The organism is Actinoplanes sp. ATCC 53533 (assembly GCF_003947245.1).
Genome location: NZ_QHHV01000010.1, coordinates 273,144 through 290,463 on the forward strand (window position 1 = coordinate 273,144; position 17,320 = coordinate 290,463).

General features: G+C 73.0%; 14 protein-coding genes. 4 read left to right on the top strand and 10 right to left on the bottom strand.

Annotated elements, in window-relative coordinates; all coding sequences use genetic code 11:
* Positions 1–10: 10 nt before the first annotated feature.
* Positions 11–526 carry a VOC family protein gene (locus DMB66_RS04340; protein ID WP_125802669.1) on the top strand — a complete coding sequence of 172 codons (516 nt, stop codon included), beginning with the start codon at positions 11–13 and terminating at the stop codon, positions 524–526.
* Here the strand turns inward: DMB66_RS04340 and DMB66_RS04345 are convergent, their stop codons facing one another.
* The 7 genes from DMB66_RS04345 to DMB66_RS04375 all read right to left on the bottom strand — a co-directional run bounded on the left by DMB66_RS04345 (position 527) and on the right by DMB66_RS04375 (position 9,131).
* Entirely contained in the window at positions 527–2,575 is a 2,049-nt protein-coding gene (locus DMB66_RS04345; protein WP_125802670.1) for an ATP-binding protein, read from the bottom strand.
* Positions 2,576–2,619: 44 nt separating this feature from the next.
* Complete coding sequence (locus DMB66_RS04350; protein ID WP_125802671.1) at positions 2,620–3,153, bottom strand: hypothetical protein; 534 nt, start codon at positions 3,151–3,153, stop codon at positions 2,620–2,622.
* Between the two features lie 139 nt (positions 3,154–3,292).
* On the bottom strand, positions 3,293–4,597 hold the full coding sequence (locus DMB66_RS04355; protein ID WP_125802672.1) for a hypothetical protein: 1,305 nt from the start codon (positions 4,595–4,597) through the stop codon (positions 3,293–3,295).
* Positions 4,594–5,391 carry an ABC transporter ATP-binding protein gene (locus DMB66_RS04360; protein ID WP_125802673.1) on the bottom strand — a complete coding sequence of 266 codons (798 nt, stop codon included), beginning with the start codon at positions 5,389–5,391 and terminating at the stop codon, positions 4,594–4,596. The genes DMB66_RS04355 and DMB66_RS04360 overlap by 4 nt, the downstream gene beginning before the upstream one ends.
* Entirely contained in the window at positions 5,388–6,431 is a 1,044-nt protein-coding gene (locus DMB66_RS04365; protein ID WP_125802674.1) for a zf-HC2 domain-containing protein, read from the bottom strand. Before DMB66_RS04365 ends, DMB66_RS04360 begins: the two co-directional genes overlap by 4 nt.
* A complete protein-coding gene (locus DMB66_RS04370) occupies positions 6,428–6,967 on the bottom strand; it encodes an RNA polymerase sigma factor (protein WP_125802675.1) in 540 nt (179 codons plus the stop codon). The genes DMB66_RS04365 and DMB66_RS04370 overlap by 4 nt, the downstream gene beginning before the upstream one ends.
* A 112-nt stretch (positions 6,968–7,079) precedes the next feature.
* A complete protein-coding gene (locus tag DMB66_RS04375) occupies positions 7,080–9,131 on the bottom strand; it encodes an AAA family ATPase (protein ID WP_125802676.1) in 2,052 nt (683 codons plus the stop codon).
* Positions 9,132–9,606: 475 nt separating this feature from the next.
* On the opposite strand from DMB66_RS04375, the gene DMB66_RS04380 reads away from it, so the two are divergent.
* Positions 9,607–13,260 carry an immunoglobulin-like domain-containing protein gene (locus DMB66_RS04380; protein ID WP_199751915.1) on the top strand — a complete coding sequence of 1,218 codons (3,654 nt, stop codon included), beginning with the start codon at positions 9,607–9,609 and terminating at the stop codon, positions 13,258–13,260.
* A 77-nt stretch (positions 13,261–13,337) separates the two neighbouring features.
* Here the strand turns inward: DMB66_RS04380 and DMB66_RS04385 are convergent, their stop codons facing one another.
* Positions 13,338–13,856 carry a MarR family winged helix-turn-helix transcriptional regulator gene (locus DMB66_RS04385; protein WP_125802677.1) on the bottom strand — a complete coding sequence of 173 codons (519 nt, stop codon included), beginning with the start codon at positions 13,854–13,856 and terminating at the stop codon, positions 13,338–13,340.
* A gap of 62 nt (positions 13,857–13,918) precedes the next feature.
* On the opposite strand from DMB66_RS04385, the gene DMB66_RS62415 reads away from it, so the two are divergent.
* Together DMB66_RS62415 and DMB66_RS04390 are read left to right on the top strand one after the other, a co-directional pair.
* Entirely contained in the window at positions 13,919–14,578 is a 660-nt protein-coding gene (locus DMB66_RS62415; RefSeq protein ID WP_199751918.1) for a hypothetical protein, read from the top strand.
* Positions 14,479–16,143 carry an MMPL family transporter gene (locus DMB66_RS04390; protein WP_199751921.1) on the top strand — a complete coding sequence of 555 codons (1,665 nt, stop codon included), beginning with the start codon at positions 14,479–14,481 and terminating at the stop codon, positions 16,141–16,143. The genes DMB66_RS62415 and DMB66_RS04390 overlap by 100 nt, the downstream gene beginning before the upstream one ends.
* Positions 16,144–16,178: 35 nt before the next feature.
* On the opposite strand, the gene DMB66_RS04395 is transcribed toward DMB66_RS04390, so the two are convergent.
* Together DMB66_RS04395 and DMB66_RS63475 are read right to left on the bottom strand one after the other, a co-directional pair.
* Positions 16,179–16,790, bottom strand: coding sequence for a serine hydrolase (locus DMB66_RS04395; RefSeq protein ID WP_233624286.1), 612 nt, complete (start codon positions 16,788–16,790; stop codon positions 16,179–16,181).
* The gene (locus DMB66_RS63475; protein ID WP_233624287.1) at positions 16,787–17,080 is read right to left on the bottom strand and encodes a beta-lactamase family protein; all 294 of its coding nucleotides are present in this window, start codon (positions 17,078–17,080) and stop codon (positions 16,787–16,789) included. The genes DMB66_RS04395 and DMB66_RS63475 overlap by 4 nt, the downstream gene beginning before the upstream one ends.
* Positions 17,081–17,320 lie beyond the last annotated feature (240 nt).

The window sequence follows — 17,320 nt, forward strand, 5'->3', positions numbered from 1 at the left end:
GGAGATCGTGATGCCGCAGCCCGAAGGTCCGGAGTTGGAAGCCGTCCGTGCCCGCCGCGCCCAGCTGCGTGACAAACACCTCCGCCCGCCGCAGACCCGCCCGGCCACGAGCGCGCGGGGCCTGCACCACGCCGCGCTGATCTGCCGAGACGTGGAGGAGACCATCCGCTTCTATCAGGAGGTGCTCGGCTTCCCGCTGGTCGAGCTGGTGGAGAACCGGGACTATGCCGGGTCGAGCCACTTCTTCTTCGACATCGGTAACGGCAACCTGCTCGGGTTCTTCGACTTCCCCGGGCACGACCACCCGCCGTTCAGCGAGACGATCGGCGGGGTCCAGCACCTGGCGATCTCGGTGACCGCCGAGCGCTTCGCGGCGGCGAAGGCGACGTTCGAGGCGGCCGGCATCGACTATCTCGGCCCCGACCGCGGGGTGGAGGACAGCCTCTATGTCCGCGACCCCAACGGCGTGGGCATCGAGCTGTACAACGAGGAGCTCGGCGTCTTCGAGGGCGAACGACTGCTCTGACTAGCGGCAGCCGGGTTCCATCTCGCGGCGCCACAGGTCGTCGATGACGAGGTCCATGCCCGCGGCGAGGCGGTGGCGGTAGGTGCCGAAGGGTATGCCGATGCGTTCCGCCGCCGCTTCCTGGGTCGGCGCCCCGTGGAAGAACGTCACCGCCAGCACCCGGTGCAGTTTCTCCAGGCGGGGCCCGGCCCGCAGGGCGTCGACGGCCTGCTCGACCGCGTTCCGGAGACGGTCGGCGCGGTCCGCCGGCTCTCCCGGACCGCCCAGCCGGGTGGAGCTGAGCGGATTGTGCTCCACCGACGACTGGTGCCGCCAGTTGCGCAGCAGATCGCGCACCGCGACGCCGAATTCGTCCCGCGTCAGCGGGGCGGGCCGCCGGGGCGCCGGAGCGCCGGGCAGGAGGTCGCCGTGCTGGGGGTCGCCGTGCTGGGGGTCGCCGTGCTGGAGGTCCAGCCAGGCGCGCACCGGCGTCGCCCACCAGTCGTGCGCGAAGACGGCCGCGAGCTCCCCGGTCAGCCTGGCGTGGCCGCTGTGTTCGAGCGCCGGGGCCCAGAAGTCCGGGTCGGGCGTGACGAGGAAGGTCCAGGCCAGGTCGGGTTCGCGCATGCAGGTGGCGACGCCCCGCAGATAGATCAGATCGACCACTTGCGACGGACCGGGCGGACCACCGTCGACCGCGAGAAAACGCTGCACGGCCAGCTTTCGGCCCGGGCGGGGCGGACCGGCCTGCCGCGCGTGTGACCACAGCGCGGCCACCAGGCCGTCGGCCTCGTTCTCCTCCTCGTCCGGTGCGGTGAGGCGGAGCCAGGCCACGAAGGCGGCGACCGTGCCGCCGCCGGGACGGCGGTAGACACCGAAGCCCTCCGGCTGCCGGTCGAGCCAGAACGCGACCAACCGCGCGTGGGCCGCACCCTGCGACTGCTCGGCCAGCTTCAGCACGACGTCGCGGTCCGCGGGCCGGTAGCTGTCCTCGTAGACCTCGCCGTGCTCGCGCCAGGTGAGGAACTTCGCCAGCACCGGTCCGTGGCGATGCAGGTAGCTGAGCGCCATCTGGGCCGGGATGACCTGGTCACCGACGGCGCCGAGCGCCCGTTCGATGAAGTAGGGGCGCACCTGGCGGTGCATCGCCTCCCAGCCGGCCGGATCGCGCCACCGCAGGTCGGCGCCGAGCAGGTCACGCACCAGGTCGTGCGGACGCAGCCCGTGCGGCCCGGCCTCGATGAACGGCTGGCCGCGCAGCCAGGCGAAGAGCTCGCCACCCCGCTCCCCGAAGACCGTCCGCAGCAGGTCCTCGCGCGTGGCGAACACGTGCGCGCAGATCTCCAGCGCCCGCAGATGCTCCGCCGAGGGCAGCTTCCCCACCAGCCGGTCGAGCAGGACCTTGATCACCCCGTCGTGCGGCAGCCACCGCTCGGCGCCCCGCGGATCCCGGGCCGCGACCTCGGCGGCCAGGACCAGCGCGAGCGGATGGCCCCCGGTCAGTGCGTGCAGAGGCTGGTGGAGTCGCTCGGGCACGCCACGGGAGCGCAGCAACGCGGCCGCGTCGCCGGGTGCCAAGCCGTCGACGGCGAGCACGCGCACGGCCGCGGACCAGACCGGATCGACGCGGTGCCGCGGGTCCGGGGGCTGCCGGCCGGCGATGACCACCAGGGCGTCCGCCGGCAGTTCCGGCAGGAAACTCTCCCAGAACCAGTTCTCCAGGCCCTGGTACGCCTCGAAGGTGTCGAGGAGCAGCACGCGCCGCTCGTGGTGCGCGCCGGAGGCCGCGGCGGCGAACCCGGCAGGCGAGCGCTCGACCGTGCGGGCGTCGACCGACACCACTGTGCGCCCGGCCGCCTCCGCCTCGGCGGCGAACCGGCGCAGCAGCGCCGACTTGCCGGCACCGCCCGGTCCGTGGAGGTAGAGCACCACAAAGCCGTCGCGGTCGGCGCGCCGGTCCAGCATCGACCGGAAGGCGGCGGTCTCCACGGTACGGCCGACGAAAGCCGAGTCCCGGGCCTGCCGGAGGCGGTCGATGAGCCGGCCGCAGCGGTGGGGGGTGTCGGACACCGGAGGCCTCGCTTCGCTCGCGCGTTGACGTTGGTGGTGAGCAGTCACTCGGCCGGCCCGCGGCGCCCGTACACCGCCACCCCGGCCACGGCCAGGACCCCCGCCACGATCCAGGAGACGTTCGGCAGGCCGGGCTGGACCGTCCACGCCCACCAGGCCGCGCCCCGCGAGGTGTCGCGGGGTGCCGTCGCCAGCGCCAGCAGGCCGTAGCCGAACACGGGCAGCCACCCGGCCCGGACGCCGGCCACCGTGGCGGCCAGCAGCATCATCCCCAGCAGGCCCAGCACGTTGCGCACCATGGCCGCCGTGGCCGCCGCGTCGAGCGTCGCGGCACCGGCCAGCGCCAGCGGCACGCAGCACACCGTCAGCACGGCCCCGGCGTGGGCGATCCGCCGGCCGCCGGTCAGCCGGGGCACCGACCGTTCCAGGACCACATCGGTGCCCGCCAGCGAGCGCGCCGCGAAGATGACGGCGAACAGCGGCCCGAGCGCCGCCACCGCGACCCACCAGCCCACCAGCGACTCATGGGACGACAGCTCCGCGGCTACCCCGGCGACCGCGGCCGCCACAATCAGCACGGCGACGAGCGTGGGGGCCGCGCCCCGATCCGCCGCGTACCTGCGGAGCCCGACGCTCATCGGCCGGCCAGCGGGCACTTCGGCCCGATCCGCCGGCTCATCGGCCGGCCAGCGGGCACTTCGGCCCGGCCCACCCGGCTCATCGGCCGACCAGGGCGTTGTAGGTGGCCAGGTCGCAGCGGCGCCCGGCGTCCAGATAGGACGCCAGCCAGGCCCGCCGGGCCGCCGGATCCGCCCGCAGCCGCGCCGAGAGCTGGTCTCCGCCCGGCTCCCCCGCGCCGCGCCCGGCGGGAACCAGGGTGATCGCCAGGTCGTAGGCGCGGTCGACCACCCCGGTCTGATCGGTACACCAGGGGCGCAGGAAGCTCTGCGCCAGCTCGGTACGGAGGCGTTCCGGGTCCCGCAACTCCGCGCTGAACCACGCGGCCCGCCCCTCCAGGAACGGGATCGCCAGCTCGCCGGCGGCGGTGGTCGGTCGTTCGGCGGGATGCTCGACGCCCTGTTCCGCGGCGACGCTGTCCGGCGGCAGCTCGGCGAGGATGGGACGGGCGAGCTCCGTGACGGCCGGCAGCAGCGCGGCGTGTACGGCGTTCAGGCACACCGTCGGGGTGCCGGTGGAACAGACCCGCGCCATCGCGTCCGGGTCCGGCTCGGTCCAGGCGGCGGAGTAGGAGTTGCCGTTCCACCCCACCGGGAGCAGTGCCAGCGGCACCGCGACCAGGATGGCCATCAGGGCGGGCAGGCCGGCCCAGCCCCGGCGCCGCGCGGAGCCGATCAGGAACGCGGTGGCCGACAGCCCGACCAGCCACCCGACGGCGAGCGCCGCCACGGCCAGGCGCAACCGCTGGCCGTCCCCGGCAGGGAGGTTCGAGACCGGTGCCAGTTGCGCCACACCGCTGTCCAGGTACGTCGGCACGCCGCTGAGCAGGTAGACGCCCAGGGCGACCACCGGAGCCGTCCATCGGTGCGGCACCAGCCGGCCGATCCCGAACCCGATGGCCAGGCACGCGACGCAGCCGAGCAGCACGAGCAGCGCCGACAGCGGCCAGCGCCCACCGCCGTACGAGAACGCGGGCAGCACGGTGGCCGCGACCAGCACGGCGACCAGTGCCAGTCCCCCGGCGACCGCGGCACCGAGGGCGCCGAAGCCGGCGAGGTCGCGCCGCCAGCGCGCCTTCGGCACCGCCGCCAGCAACTCCTGCACGCCCAGCCGCCGTTCGCGGCCACCCACCCAGGCGCCCGCGGCGGCGGCGATCGGGCCCAGCAGCAGGCCCGCGGTGTTGAGCCAGGAGACGACACCGGGGCCGCTGCCCGACCACGCGGTCTGCCGGTCGGCGCTGACCGCGGCCATGACGGACATCAGCGACCCGACCGCGGCCAGGGCGGCCAGCAACACCACTCCGGTGCCCCGGCGCAGTTCGAGCAGCACGGCGCGGGCGGTCACTGGCCCGCTCCCGCCGCTACGTCGCGGCCGTGCAGCGCCGCCGTGTAGCCCCGCTCCAGCGCCGACGTCCCGTCCTGCGCGGTTCCGGCGGACTCGCCCAGCTTCTCGAGGTACGAGGGATGACCGCGCAGCACGACGCGGCCCTCGTTGACGAGCACGACCTGGCTGCAGACCGACGCGACGTCGTCCACGATGTGCGTACTGATCAGCACCGTGGTGTCCACGCCGATCTCGCGCAGCAGGCGCCGGAAGCTGATCCGCTGCTCCGGGTCCAGCCCGGCCGTGGGCTCGTCGAGCAGCAGCAACTCCGGGTCGTTGACGAGGGCCTGGGCCAGGCCGGCCCGGCGCAGCATGCCGCCGGAGAGCGACTTCATCCGGCTGCCGGCCCGGTCCGCCAGCCCGACCCGCTCGATCGCCCGGTCCACCGACGCGGCGGCCCGCGCCGAGGGAACCTCCTTCAGCCAGGCGAAGTACTCGACGAACTCGCGCACTGTGAACCGCGGGTACGACCCGAACGCCTGCGGCAGGTAGCCCAGCCGCCGCCTGATCTCCAGCCGGTCGCGTTCCTGCCGCACGTCGCGGCCGAGCAGCGTGACAGTGCCGTGGGTGGCGGGCAGGACCGTGGCGAGCACCCGCATCAGGGTCGTCTTGCCGGCGCCGTTCGGGCCCAGCAGGCCGTGCACCCCGGTGTGCAGGTCGAGATCGATGCCGTCGAGCGCCGTGCGCAGGGTGCGGCGTCTGCCGTACCGGACGCCGAGCGCTCTCAACCGCACCGTCGGGTCGGACACCGTCATCGGTGACTTCCGTTCTGATAGGTACTGAGTCCGTAACGACCGCGGGTGAGGACCACCGCGCCGACGGAGAGGACGACAACGACTGCCCACACCGGTTGCGCGCCGGCGGTGAACGCGGACGTCTCCGCCAGCGGCGCGGCCGCCAGCCGGATCGCCGCCAGCACGTCACCGCCGGTGCGCAGCAGCGGCGGGCCCAGCGTCGCGGCGCACCACAGCAGCACGACGCCGCGAGCGGCACGCTCCACGCCGACGAACGCACCGGCCGCGAGCGTCAGGGCCGTCAATGCCAGGCAGGGCAACAGCCAGGCGGCGTTCCAGCCGGCCCGGCCACCCGCGGCCGGCTGCAGGATCCCGGCTACCGAGGCCAGCGGTACGGCCAGGGTGAGCACGGCGAGGGTGCGCAGGAGAGTCAGCCGCAGCAGCGCCGACGGTGCGGCGAGCACCGCGTCCCAGCAGGGATCGTCCTCGCCGATGGCGGCCAGCGCCACGCCGAGGACGGGGATCGCCGGCGCCAGCAGCCAGACCATCCCGCCGTCGCGGTCGCCGACGCCGGCGACGAGATCGAGGACCAGCGCACCGAGGACGGCCACCGCCACCGCGATCAACGACCCCGGCCGCACCACCCACCGGAGCCACCCGACGCGGTGCCGGATCCGGGCGGCTCCCCGCCGCGGCAGCCCGGCGATCACGCTGCGCCGGGTCCCGGTGGTTCCCCGCTGCGGCAACCCGGCGATCACGCTGCCCCGGGTCCCGGTGGTTCCCCGCCGCGGCAGCCCGGCGATCACGCTGCGCCGGGTCCGGGTGGTCTTCCGCTGCGGCAGCCCGGCGATGACGCTGTGCCGGAGGCCGCCCAGCAGGTCCCGGTCCGCCGGCGAGAGCGCGTCCATCAGCGCCGTCCGGCACCTCGGGCAGCCCACGAGATGGGCCTCCACCGACCAGGTGTCGGCGTTGCTCGCCCGGCTCTCGGCGTAGGCGGCGAGCAGCGCCGGTGACGCATGCCAGTCCCCGGCGGCCCCGGTGGGATCTCGTCGTGTGTTCATGCCAGCGCCTGCCTCAACACCGAGCGGGCCCGGAAGGCCCGCGCCTTGACCGTTCCTTCGGGAACGCCGAGCAGCACCGCGGCCTCCCGGGTGCTGAGCCCGTCGAGCACCGTGGCCTGCAACACCTCACGCAGCTCCGGCGACAGCCGGCAGAGCGCCGCCTCCAGGCCGCTGCCCAGCAGTTCGTCGAGCACCACCGCCTCGGCCGACGGAGCGACCTCCGCCGTGGTGACTGCCGCGTTACGCTCCGCCGCCGCGGCGCGCACCGCACGCCGCCGGTAGGCGTCCACCAGGCGCCGGGCCGCGATGGTCCAGACCCACCCGGCGACCTCACCACGACCGTCCCACTGGCCGGCCGACTGCCAGACGGCCGCGAACGAGTCCTGCAGCACATCGGCCACCACCTCGGCGTCGGCGCACCTGCCCCGCAACCGGATGAGCACCATCGGCGACAACCGGTCGTACAGGACGCCGAAGGCCGTGGTGTCGCCTCGCGCGACCCGGCGCAGCAGCGTCGCATCGTCGGCTCCGAGCATGTTCCTCACACCCTGATTGACGGCGCTCGTCGCCGAGTGGTTCGCCCGCGCCGTGCCGCCGTTCGTCGCTCCCGCTCGGACGACACCCGGGATGCGGGCGGCGGGGGCACAGTCATGGTGCTCCGTGCAGCTCCCGGTGCCACAGCAGGTCGCCGAGCTGCTCGGTGCCCGACGCGAGATGCCGCCGGTAGGTGCTGAACGGCAGGCCGAGTCTCGCCGCCGCGGCCTCCTGCGTCGGCGAGCCCTTGAGGTAGGTGACGGTGAGCGCCCGGTGCCGCTTCTCGCCGCCTCGCTCCTCCCGCAGCGCCGTCATCGCGCCGGACAGCACCTCGGCCAGGGTCTGTCCGCTCTCCGCGACCAGGCGGCTGCGGTTGAGGGGATTGCCGGCGAGCGCCCGGGGGTGCCGCAGCGAGCGCAGGGCGTCGCGCACCGCCGCGTCGAACTCGGGCCGCGACAGGACGACTAGCTCGCCGCGGTGTGCGCTGACGGCCGCCGTCATCGGAGCTCCCGACACCACGGAGGTGGACTTCTCCCGCAGCCAGGCGTCGGCGGGCTGGGCCCGCCAGTCGTGGCAGAACAGCGCGTACCGGTGGTCTCCGACCGTGGGTGCGGCATCGATCGGCAGCATGTTGATGTCGCGGAGGTGGTCGTTCCAGTAGCCGTCGTCGCGCATCACGATGTGCGAGAAGGCGAGCCGGTCGGCTCGGACCATCTCCCCCGTCGCGCGCCACTGGGTGAGCGTCATGGCCGCCGACGGCCGCTGGTAGGCGGTGGCGGACACCGAGAACCGGGCGACGGCGATGTGCTCACCCGCGCGGACGCCGCCGTTCGCGCGGCCGTGGTGCCAGGCCGCGGCGACGACCGGATCGACCTCGCCGCCCTCCGGCCCGGTCAACCGCAGCCACGCCGAGCAGGCGACGAGGTCGCCGGTCTGGGTCGACCGGTAGACCCGGAACGCGCCGGGCTGCTGATCGAGCCAGTAGGCGGCGATCGCCGCCGACCGCTCCCCCTCGGCCGCCGCGACCAGCTCCAGCACGCGGCCGCGCTGCTCGGGCCGGAACGGCAGGTCCTCGACGAGCCCGGTCTCCGACCAGGTATTGAATTGCGACATCAGGCCGTCGCTGCGGTAGAGGTAGATCAGGGCGCCGGTGGCGGGCAACAACCGCGCTTCGGGCACCGCACGCAGCTGCTCCGCGAAATACTGGTGGACCTGCCGGTGCAGCTCGGCGAACTCCTGGTGATCGCGCCAGCGCAGGTCGCGTTCGAGCGCCTCGCGGATCACGTCGTGCGGGAACAAGCCCGCCGATGTCGCCTCGATGAACGGCTGAACCCGCAGCCAGCCGAACAGCTCGGCGGCGGCGGGGCCCATGACGGCACGCAGCAACGACTCGGTTGTCACGTAGGCGTGCGCACACACCTCCAGGGCGCGACGGTGCGCCGGGCCCGGAACCTCGCCGATGAGGCGCGGCAGCAGGCCGGCGATGACGTCCTGGCGGGGCTCCCAGCTCGACGCGCCCGCGTCGTCCTGCGCCGCCACGGCGGCGGCCAGGGCGAGCGCGAGCGGGTTGCCGCCGGTGAACGCGAGCAGCGCCCGGTGGACGCCGGCCGGCACCCCGAGCGTCCGCAGGAAGTCGGTGGCGTCGTCGGGGGTCAGGTTGCGCAACGATGTCAGCCACAGCAGACCGGCCCAGCCCGGATCGGCGGTCCAGTACGGCTCCGGGGCGGTGCGCCCGGCCACCACCGCGATCGCGCCGGCGGGCAGCTGCGGCAGGAACCTTTCCCACAGCCAGCCCTCGAGCCCCTGGCACCTCTCGAAGGTGTCCACCAGCAGCACCAGCGCCGGGTCGGTCAGCGCCGCCCCGATCGCCTCCTGGAAGCCCTCCGGCGTCGGGTCCACCGTGCGCCCGTCCACCTCCACTACCGTGCGGCCGGCGGCGCGGGCGTCGCGGGCGAACCGGCGCAGCAGCGCCGACTTCCCGATGCCGCCCGGCCCGTGCAGGTAGTGCACGGAGCGGGCGCCGGCGGCGCCGTCGAGCGCGGCCCGGAATCGGGCCAGCTCCGTGGCCCGGCCGACGAAGGCCCGGTCGCGGCTCCGGGTCATGGTGTCGGCGATGGCCCCGCCGGGCGGGCGCGTCGCCGGGTGGGGGTCCACGTTCTCACTCACGGCCGGTGAGGCTACGCGGTGGGTACGACAAGCCCTCGGAGCCGGTCACTCCGGGCCGGAGCCGGCGGCGCGGCCGACGCGTGTCCGTAGAGCTGGCCGGGGCCGGCCGGACACTGACCGTTCGGCTGATCGACACTGCCGACCCGGTCACCGATCTCAGTCACCTATCGGGACGAAAGGTGCGGTCGGGGCGGAGGCGGTCAGGGTTGTTCCGGCCGGCCCCTTGACGGTGCGGCCATCGACGATGAACACTCTCGCAGCCGCCGCGATACGGGTACGTACCGTCGCGACGTCATTGGGTGTAGAAGCCGGCCGGCCCGCCAGCCGTCGGTACGGACTGGACGGCACACGCCGTCCAGTCCGTTTGCATCAGACAGTCCCCGAACTGAATGAACAACGGACCTTGTCACCCAGCATCGATGTTACCGATCACATCGAGCACCACGGCCGTCCCCCGCGGCTTGAAGGAGCCCCCATGCCCCCGATCCTCACCGGCTGGCGCCGATCACCGCTCACCCGGGGCGCCGCTGTGCTGGCGCTGCTCGCCGCGTCGCTGACCGTCAGCCCGGCCTCCCCCGCCGCCGCGGCGGTGACCGACGGCCTCGCCCTCTGGTACAAACTGGACGAGACCTCCGGGTCGGTCGCGACCGACTCCTCCGGGAACAACCGCAACGGCACCGTCAACGGCACGGCCGGCTGGTCGGCCGGGCGAGGGCTCGCCTTCAACGGCACCGACACGTTCGTCAAGGCCCCGGACGACCTGCTCGCCGGGCTCGACTCGATCACCGTCGCGGTGGACGTGCTGATCGATCCGGCCCAGAGCGGCGCCTACTTCGTCTACGGCTTCGGCAACACGAACGCCGGCACCGGGCACGGCGACGGCTACCTGTTCGGCGGCGGCAACCGGTTCCGCGCTTCGATCTCGAACGCCAACTGGACCGGTGAGCAGAACACCGAGCCCGACCCGGGACGCGACCTGGCACGCGGCACGTTCAAGCACGTGACCTACACCCAGACCGGCACCACGGGCATCCTCTACGAGGACGGCGCCGAGGTGGGGCGCAACACCGACGTCACGCTCAAGCCCAGCGCCATCGGCGGCGGCAGCACCGCCGCGAACTACCTCGGCAAGTCGCTGTACAGCGGTGACGGCCTGCTCAAGGGCCGGATCCGGGACTTCCGGGTGTATCAGCGGGCGATCACCGCCGGCGAGGTCGCCGAACTGGCGGCCGCCAGCGCGGCGCAGGGTGTGGCGCAGGACAAGGCAGCGCTCACCCTGGGTGACACCAGCGAGGTCACCGCGAACCTGGCGCTGCCGGCCGCGAAGGACTTCGGCTCCACCATCACCTACCTCAGCAGCAACCCGTCGGTGCTGGGCAACGACGGCAAGGTGACCCGCCCGGCGGCGGGACGCCCGGACGAGACAGCCACCCTGACAGCCACCCTCAAGCGTGGTGCCGCCCGGCAGACCAAGGACTTCACGGTCAAGGTGCTGGCCCAGGCCGACGACTCCACCAAGGTCAACCGCGCGGCGCGGGCCCTGGTCGTGCCGAACGTCAACGACGTCCGCGGCAACCTCACGCTGCCCGCCACCGGCGCCGACGAGACCACCGTGAGCTGGACCTCGGACCGCCCGGGAGTGATCGGCACGAACGGCGTCGTGCACCGGCCCGCGCCCGGCGCGGAGAGCGTACGGGTCAACCTGATCGCGACCGTCAAGCTCAACCAGGCATCGTCGTCGCGGACGTTCGAGGCGCTCGTGCCGCCGCTGCCGGCGCCGCAGGCGCTGAAGGGCTATCTCTTCAGCTACTTCACCGGCGAGCGCGAGGCCGACGGCGAGCAGTTGTACGCCGCCCTGAGCCGGGGCAACAACCCGCTCGAGTTCCGCGAGCTCAACGCCGGCCGGCCGGTGCTGACCTCCACCCTCGGCGAGAAGGGCCTGCGCGACCCGTTCATCATCCGCTCCCCGGAGGGCGACAAGTTCTACCAGATCGCGACCGACCTGCGGATCTTCGGCAACGGCGCCTGGGACGCCGCGCAGCGCACCGGCAGCAAGTCGATCATGGTGTGGGAGTCGACCGACCTGGTCACCTGGACCGACCAGCGGCTCGTCAAGGTCTCGCCCGACACGGCGGGCAACACCTGGGCGCCGGAGGCGTACTACGACGACGACCTGGGCGCGTACGTGGTGTTCTGGGCCTCGAAGATCTACCCGGAGAACGACCCGAACCACACCACCGGCACCCACAACAAGATGATGTACGCGACCACCCGCGACTTCGTCACCTTCAGCACACCGAAGGTGTGGGTCGACCCGGGGTACTCGGTGATCGACTCGACGATCATCAAGAAGGGCGACACCTACTACCGGTTCACCAAGGATGAGCGGAACAACACCTCCGACAAGCCGTGCAGCAAGTTCATCATCGCGGAGAAGTCCACCTCGATCCTCGACCCCGCGTACGCCCCCGTCGCCGAGTGCATCGGCAAGGGCGCGCTCAGCGCCGCCGAAGGGCCGACCGTCTTCAAGTCCAACACCGAGGACAAGTGGTACCTGTTCCTGGATGAGTTCGGCGGCCGCGGCTACCTACCCTTCGAGTCGACGGACATGAAGAACTGGAGCCAGGCGCCCGCCTTCAAGCTGCCGGCCTCGCCGCGGCACGGCACCGTGCTGCCGATCACCCAGGCCGAGTACGACCGGCTCCTGCTCGAGTACCTGCCGGCCGAACTGGTCGAGAGCGCCGCCGCGGTCACCGTCCGGACCAAGGCCGGCACCGCACCGCAGCTGCCCGCCACGGTGGCCGCGACGTTCGCCGACGGCAGCGCCAAGAAGGTCCCGGTCACCTGGGACGCCGTCAAGCCGGCGGACTACGCCTCGGCCGGCACGTTCGTCGTGCGGGGCGACATCGCGGAGAGCGGCACCGTCAAGGCCCGCGCCACGGTCACCGTCCTGGCCCCGGACGCGGCGGACGCGGGCGGCGACGTCAAGGGGACCGAGGGCAGCGCCATCCCGCTCGACGGCACCTCGGCCGGTGACGGCACCGTCGCCTGGACGTACCGGCCGGCCGGCGGCGCGGACGCGGGTGCCGCCTGCGCCTTCGCCGACGCGACCAGCGCGAACACCACGTTCACCTGCACCGACGACGGCACGTACGGCATCACCCTCAAGGTCGGCGACGTCACCGACACCGCCACGGTGACCGTGTCCAACGCCGCCCCGCGGATCGGCGCCGTCACCGCCCCGGCGACCGCGGCGGCGAACCGCGCGGTCAAGGTGACCGCCGCCGTGCGCGACCCCGGCAGCAACGACACCCTGACCTGCCAGGTCGAGTGGGGCGACGGCGCGACCACACCCGGCACCATCGCGGACGGCACCTGCGCCGCCGCGCACACCTACCCGGACGCCGAGGCCTACGACGCGGTCATCACCGTCTCCGACGACGACGGCGACCAGGCCACCGCGAAGCTGCACCTGGTGGTGAACCCGCCGCCGGGTGTCAACGCCGGCCCCGACGCCACCGGGGCGGAGGGGTCCGCGATCCCGCTCACCGGCCTCACCACCGGCACGGCCCGCCCCGCCTGGAGCTACCGTCCGCTGTCCGGGGTGGACACCGGCGCGACGTGTGAGTTCGCCGACGCCAAGGCGGCCGCCACGACGATCACCTGCACCGACGACGGCACGTACGAGGTGCGGCTCACCGTCGGCAAGGCCAAGGACAAGGCCCGGGTGACCGTGGTCAACGCGATCCCGGTGATCACGGGGGCGCGCAACCCGGCGTCGGTCGAGGCCACGTTCACCGACGCGGGCAAGCACGACACGCACACCTGCACCGTCGACTGGACCGGCGGGGTCAAGTCCACCGGCACGGTCGCCAACGGCAAGTGCACCGCCGGCCACACGTACACCAAGGCCGGCACGTACCGGGTGACGGTTTCCGTGTTCGACGACGACGGCGGCCAGGCGAGCCGGACCGTCCGGGTGGTCGTCAAGGCGGCCGGCGGCGGGGGCAGCCTGCCGCTCACCGGCTCGCCGGTGGCGCTGGGCGCGGGCTTCGGCCTGCTGCTGCTGATCGGCGGCGCGGTGCTGCTGGTCCTGGGCAGGCGGCGCGGGGTCCGCACCGAGGCCTGACGCACCACAGGAAGACCGAGGACGGCCCGCGGCGGTTGCCGCGGGCCGCCCGCATGTCCGGGCCGTCGCCCTGCGAGCTAGGCCTGCTGGCGGCCTTCGCCGGTCGCCGCACGCTCCCGCAACGTCCCGGCGTATCCGGCGATGATCGCGTCGAATCCGCCGAGCAGGTCCATCAGCAGCGCGAGTTGCTCCTCGGTGTAGCCGGCGGCGAACCGGGCGACCGCGTCGAGGAGACCGTCGAAGAGCGCGAAGGCCTGTCGGGCGCCCTCCTCCGAGGCGTCGACGAGCACCCGGCGCCGATCCGCGGGGTCGCTCTTGCGGCGCACGTAGCCGGCCCGCTCCAGCCGGTCGACGGCGGTCGTGGTGGCGCCGGACGTCAGTCCGATCACCGCGGCGAGCTGTCCCGCGCTCATCGGACCCTGCCGGTAGAGGGCGTTCAGACAGATCAGATCCGTCTGATTGACCCCGATCAACGCCGCCGCGGCCTGACCCACCGCGTCGATGGTGGTGCCCAGGTCGAGGGCGGCGAACACCAGCGCCCGGTGTGCGGCGGGGCTGCCCTGCATGCCCGGCGGCTCGACATATTCTCTTGACAATCAAACCTCCCAAACATCAAAATACTCTACTATCAAGATATTCCGCTGATCCGGAGTTTCTCATGATCCTTCTCGGTCTGACCCGGTGGGTGCTGCGACACCGGGCGCTGGTGATCGTCGGCTGGCTGGCTCTCACGGTGGGCGGCGCCATCGCGGTGACCCCGGCCACCCGGGCGATGACAGCGGACTTCGGTGCTCTGCCCGGCCGCCCCGGGTATGAGACGAACCAGCGGATCCTCCACGACTATGGCAACGGCGGCGCGACCGACCCGCTGGTCCTGACCGTCACCCTCCCGCCGGGCAGCACAGTGGACAGCCCCGGAATTCCGGCAGAACTGGCCGCGGCGTTCGGCGGCGCGGTCGCGGCGGTCGGCGACGCCCGGCTCATCTCCTACCCCACCACCGGCGATCGCGCCCTGGTCTCCGCCGACGGGCGAAGCACCTTCGCGCTGCTGTATCCCCCGGCGGCCGAGACCTACCCGCCGTACGCCGAGGCTATCCCACGGCTCAACCAGGCGTTGAGCAACCTGCGGGTGGCCGGTGCGCCGGTCGAGCTCACCGGCACAGACGCGCTGTTCGTCCAGTCCAGCGACGCACCGGGCCGGGCCTGCTCGCCGAGACCGTGCTCGCCGGTGCCGGCGCGTTGCTGGTGCTGGCCGTCGTCTTCGGTTCCGTCCTGGCGATCGTCCCGCTGGTCATGGCGGTCATCGCCATCCTCGTGACGTTCCTGGCGGTCCTGGGCGTCACCACGGTCACCGACGTCTCGTTCGTCGTGCAGTTCCTGGTCGGGTTGATCGGACTGGGCGTGGCCATCGACTACGCGCTCCTGATCACCACCCGCTGGCGCGAGGAACGGGCAGTCGGCGCCGACAACACCGAAGCCATCGAACGGACGATGGTGACCGCGGGCACCGCCGTGGTCTTCAGCGGGATCACCGTCACCATCGCCCTCGCTGCCTTGATCCTTCTCCCGGTGCCGTTCCTGCGGAGCATCGGCTACGGCGGGCTGCTCATCGGGCTGATCAGCGTGCTGGTCGCGATCACCCTGCTGCCGGTACTGCTGGCCACGGCCGGGTCCCGACTGGAGTGGCCCCGGCGCCGGCCGATCGACGCGGCCGGCCCGCCCGGTGCAGCCGGAGCGCCCGGTGCGGCCGGTCCGCCCGGAGCACCCGGCGCAGCCGGTCCACCCGGTGCGGCCGGAGCGCCGGCCGAGCGGCGATGGGGCTGGCACGGCTGGTCCCGGCTGGTCGTCCGGCATCCCGTACCGGTGGTGGTGGCCGCCGGCGCGCTGCTCGGCGCGCTCATCGTGCCGGTGTTCGACCTGCGCCTGGGCGCGCCGGTGCCCGCATCCATCGCCTCTTCCGGCCCGGCCCGGCAGGCCCTCGACGCGCTGGGCGCGGCCGGGATCGGCGCCGGAGTCCTGAGCCCCGACTACGTGCTGACCGGCCCCCATCCGGAGGCGGTCACCGAGCGGGCGCGGTCCGTACCCGGGGTCCGTGCCGCCATCGCGCCGGACGGGGACTCCTGGCGGCGCGGCGGCACCAGCCTCGTCGTGGTGCTCTTCGACGACCCGGCCGGCTCCGCCGCCGGCCAGGCCGCGCGGGACGGGGTTCGGGCGACCTTGGCCGGGATACCGGACGCCCGGATCGGGGGCGTGGCGGCCCAGGGCGCGGACTTCGTCGCCGCCGTCTACGGCAACGCGCCCCTGGTGCTGAGCATGATCGCGCTGGTCACGCTCCTGCTGCTGATCCGGGCCTTCCGGTCGGTGCTGCTGGCGGTCAAGGCCGTCGCGCTCAACGTGCTCAGCGTCGCCGCGACCTTCGGCCTGACGGTGCTGGCCTGGCAGCACGGCTATCTGTCCGAGCCGATCTGGGGCATCGAGGCGACCGGCGCGCTCACCGAGTGGGTGCCGGTGATGGTCTTCGGGTTCCTGTTCGGCCTGTCCATGGACTACGAGGTGTTCATCCTGGCCCGCGTCCGCGAGGAGTACGACGCCACCGCCTCGACCCCACTGGCCGCGGCACTCGGGGTGGCCCGCACCGGCCGGCTCGTCACCAGCGGGGCGCTGATCCTGTTCCTCGCGTTCGCCTCCCTCGCGGCCACACCGGGCACCGAGGTCAAGATCTTCGCCACCGCCCTCGGACTGGGCATCCTGCTGGACGCGACGGTGGTACGGGCCATGCTGGTGCCGGCCCTGGTGGTCCTCTTCGGACGGTGGAACTGGTGGCTGCCACGGAATGCCGCCCGGGTCCTGGCGATGCGAATTGTCGATGCGAAGAGCACCTGACGAACGGCCTGCTTCGTCGGCGGCCGGCGGAGCTGTCAGGTCAGCCGGTCGACGACCAGCTCGTGTATCGCATCGAGCAGCTCGACGTCGCATTCGGAGTGCGCGGTCACCGTGACGGCAGCCCGGGACCGCGGGCAGACGAGGGCGTATTGCCCGTAGCGGCCGTCCATCCGGTAAACCCCGGATCGGTCGATCCAGACACCGAGGCCGTAACCGTAGGTGAACCGCTCGCCGTAGGTGACGGCGCCGGTATCGACGCGGTCGGTGGTCATTCTTCGCACATAAGCCGCCGGAAGGATGGGGCGGCCCTCCCACTCACCGTCCTGCAACAGCAGCCGCGCGAATCGAGCGAGCTCATGGGTACGGAGAAAGAGGTCACTCTCGGCGAAGGGAAACCCGCGTGGACACGTGTGCCAGGCCGGATTGTGCAGATCCAACGGCGCGAACAGCCGGGGCAGAAGATAAGAACGAAGATCCGCGCCGGTTACCCGCGCGATGACCCGCCCGATCGCGTACGGGCCGGAGCCGGTATAGCCGAAGCGGGTCCCCGGCGGGGCAGCCAGCGGCGCGGCGACGATCTCGTCGAGCAGGTCCGCGGCGTTGATACGCTGATCGGCGAACCAAACGTGGCTGGTGCCGCTGGTCATCGTGACCAGGTGGCGCAACGTGATGTCACCGACCCCGTCGGCCGCGGTCGCCCGCAGCTCGGGAAATGGTCGAGAAGCCGATCGTCGAGGGTGAGACGCCCCTCGGCCTCGGCAAGCCCGAGCGCGACCGAGGTGAAGGTCTTCGCGACGGAATAGAGGTTGACCCGATCGTCGGACCGGAGCCGCCGCTCAACCGGCGGACTGCCCTCGCGGTACAGATGAATCCCATACACGCCCAGACCGCGTGCCTGATCCGCGCGGATGAAATCATCAAGCAGCTCGTCGCCCACCGCCGGATCCTACAAAGACCAGGCCGGCAAGGCCGACCCGCGAGCCACACCGGGAGCACCGGGAGCACCGGGAGCACCGGGAGCACCGGGAGCACCGGGAGCACCGGGAGCACCGGGAGCACCGGGAGCACCGGGAGCACCGGGAGCACCGGGAGCACCGGGAGCACCGGGAGCACCGGGAGCACCGGGAGCACCGGGAGCACCGGGAGGCACCGGGAGCACCGGGAGCACCGGAGCACC

Bases quoted from the DNA above. Each gene is read 5' to 3' on its own strand.
- DMB66_RS04340 (WP_125802669.1), top strand. From the start codon at position 11: ATGCCGCAGCCCGAAGGTCCGGAGTTGGAAGCCGTCCGTGCCCGCCGC.
- DMB66_RS04360 (WP_125802673.1), bottom strand. From the start codon at position 5,391: ATGACGGTGTCCGACCCGACGGTGCGGTTGAGAGCGCTCGGCGTCCGG.
- DMB66_RS04365 (WP_125802674.1), bottom strand. From the start codon at position 6,431: ATGAACACACGACGAGATCCCACCGGGGCCGCCGGGGACTGGCATGCG.
- DMB66_RS04370 (WP_125802675.1), bottom strand. From the start codon at position 6,967: ATGCTCGGAGCCGACGATGCGACGCTGCTGCGCCGGGTCGCGCGAGGC.
- DMB66_RS04380 (WP_199751915.1), top strand. From the start codon at position 9,607: ATGCCCCCGATCCTCACCGGCTGGCGCCGATCACCGCTCACCCGGGGC.
- DMB66_RS62415 (WP_199751918.1), top strand. From the start codon at position 13,919: ATGATCCTTCTCGGTCTGACCCGGTGGGTGCTGCGACACCGGGCGCTG.
- DMB66_RS04395 (WP_233624286.1), bottom strand. From the start codon at position 16,790: ATGACCAGCGGCACCAGCCACGTTTGGTTCGCCGATCAGCGTATCAAC.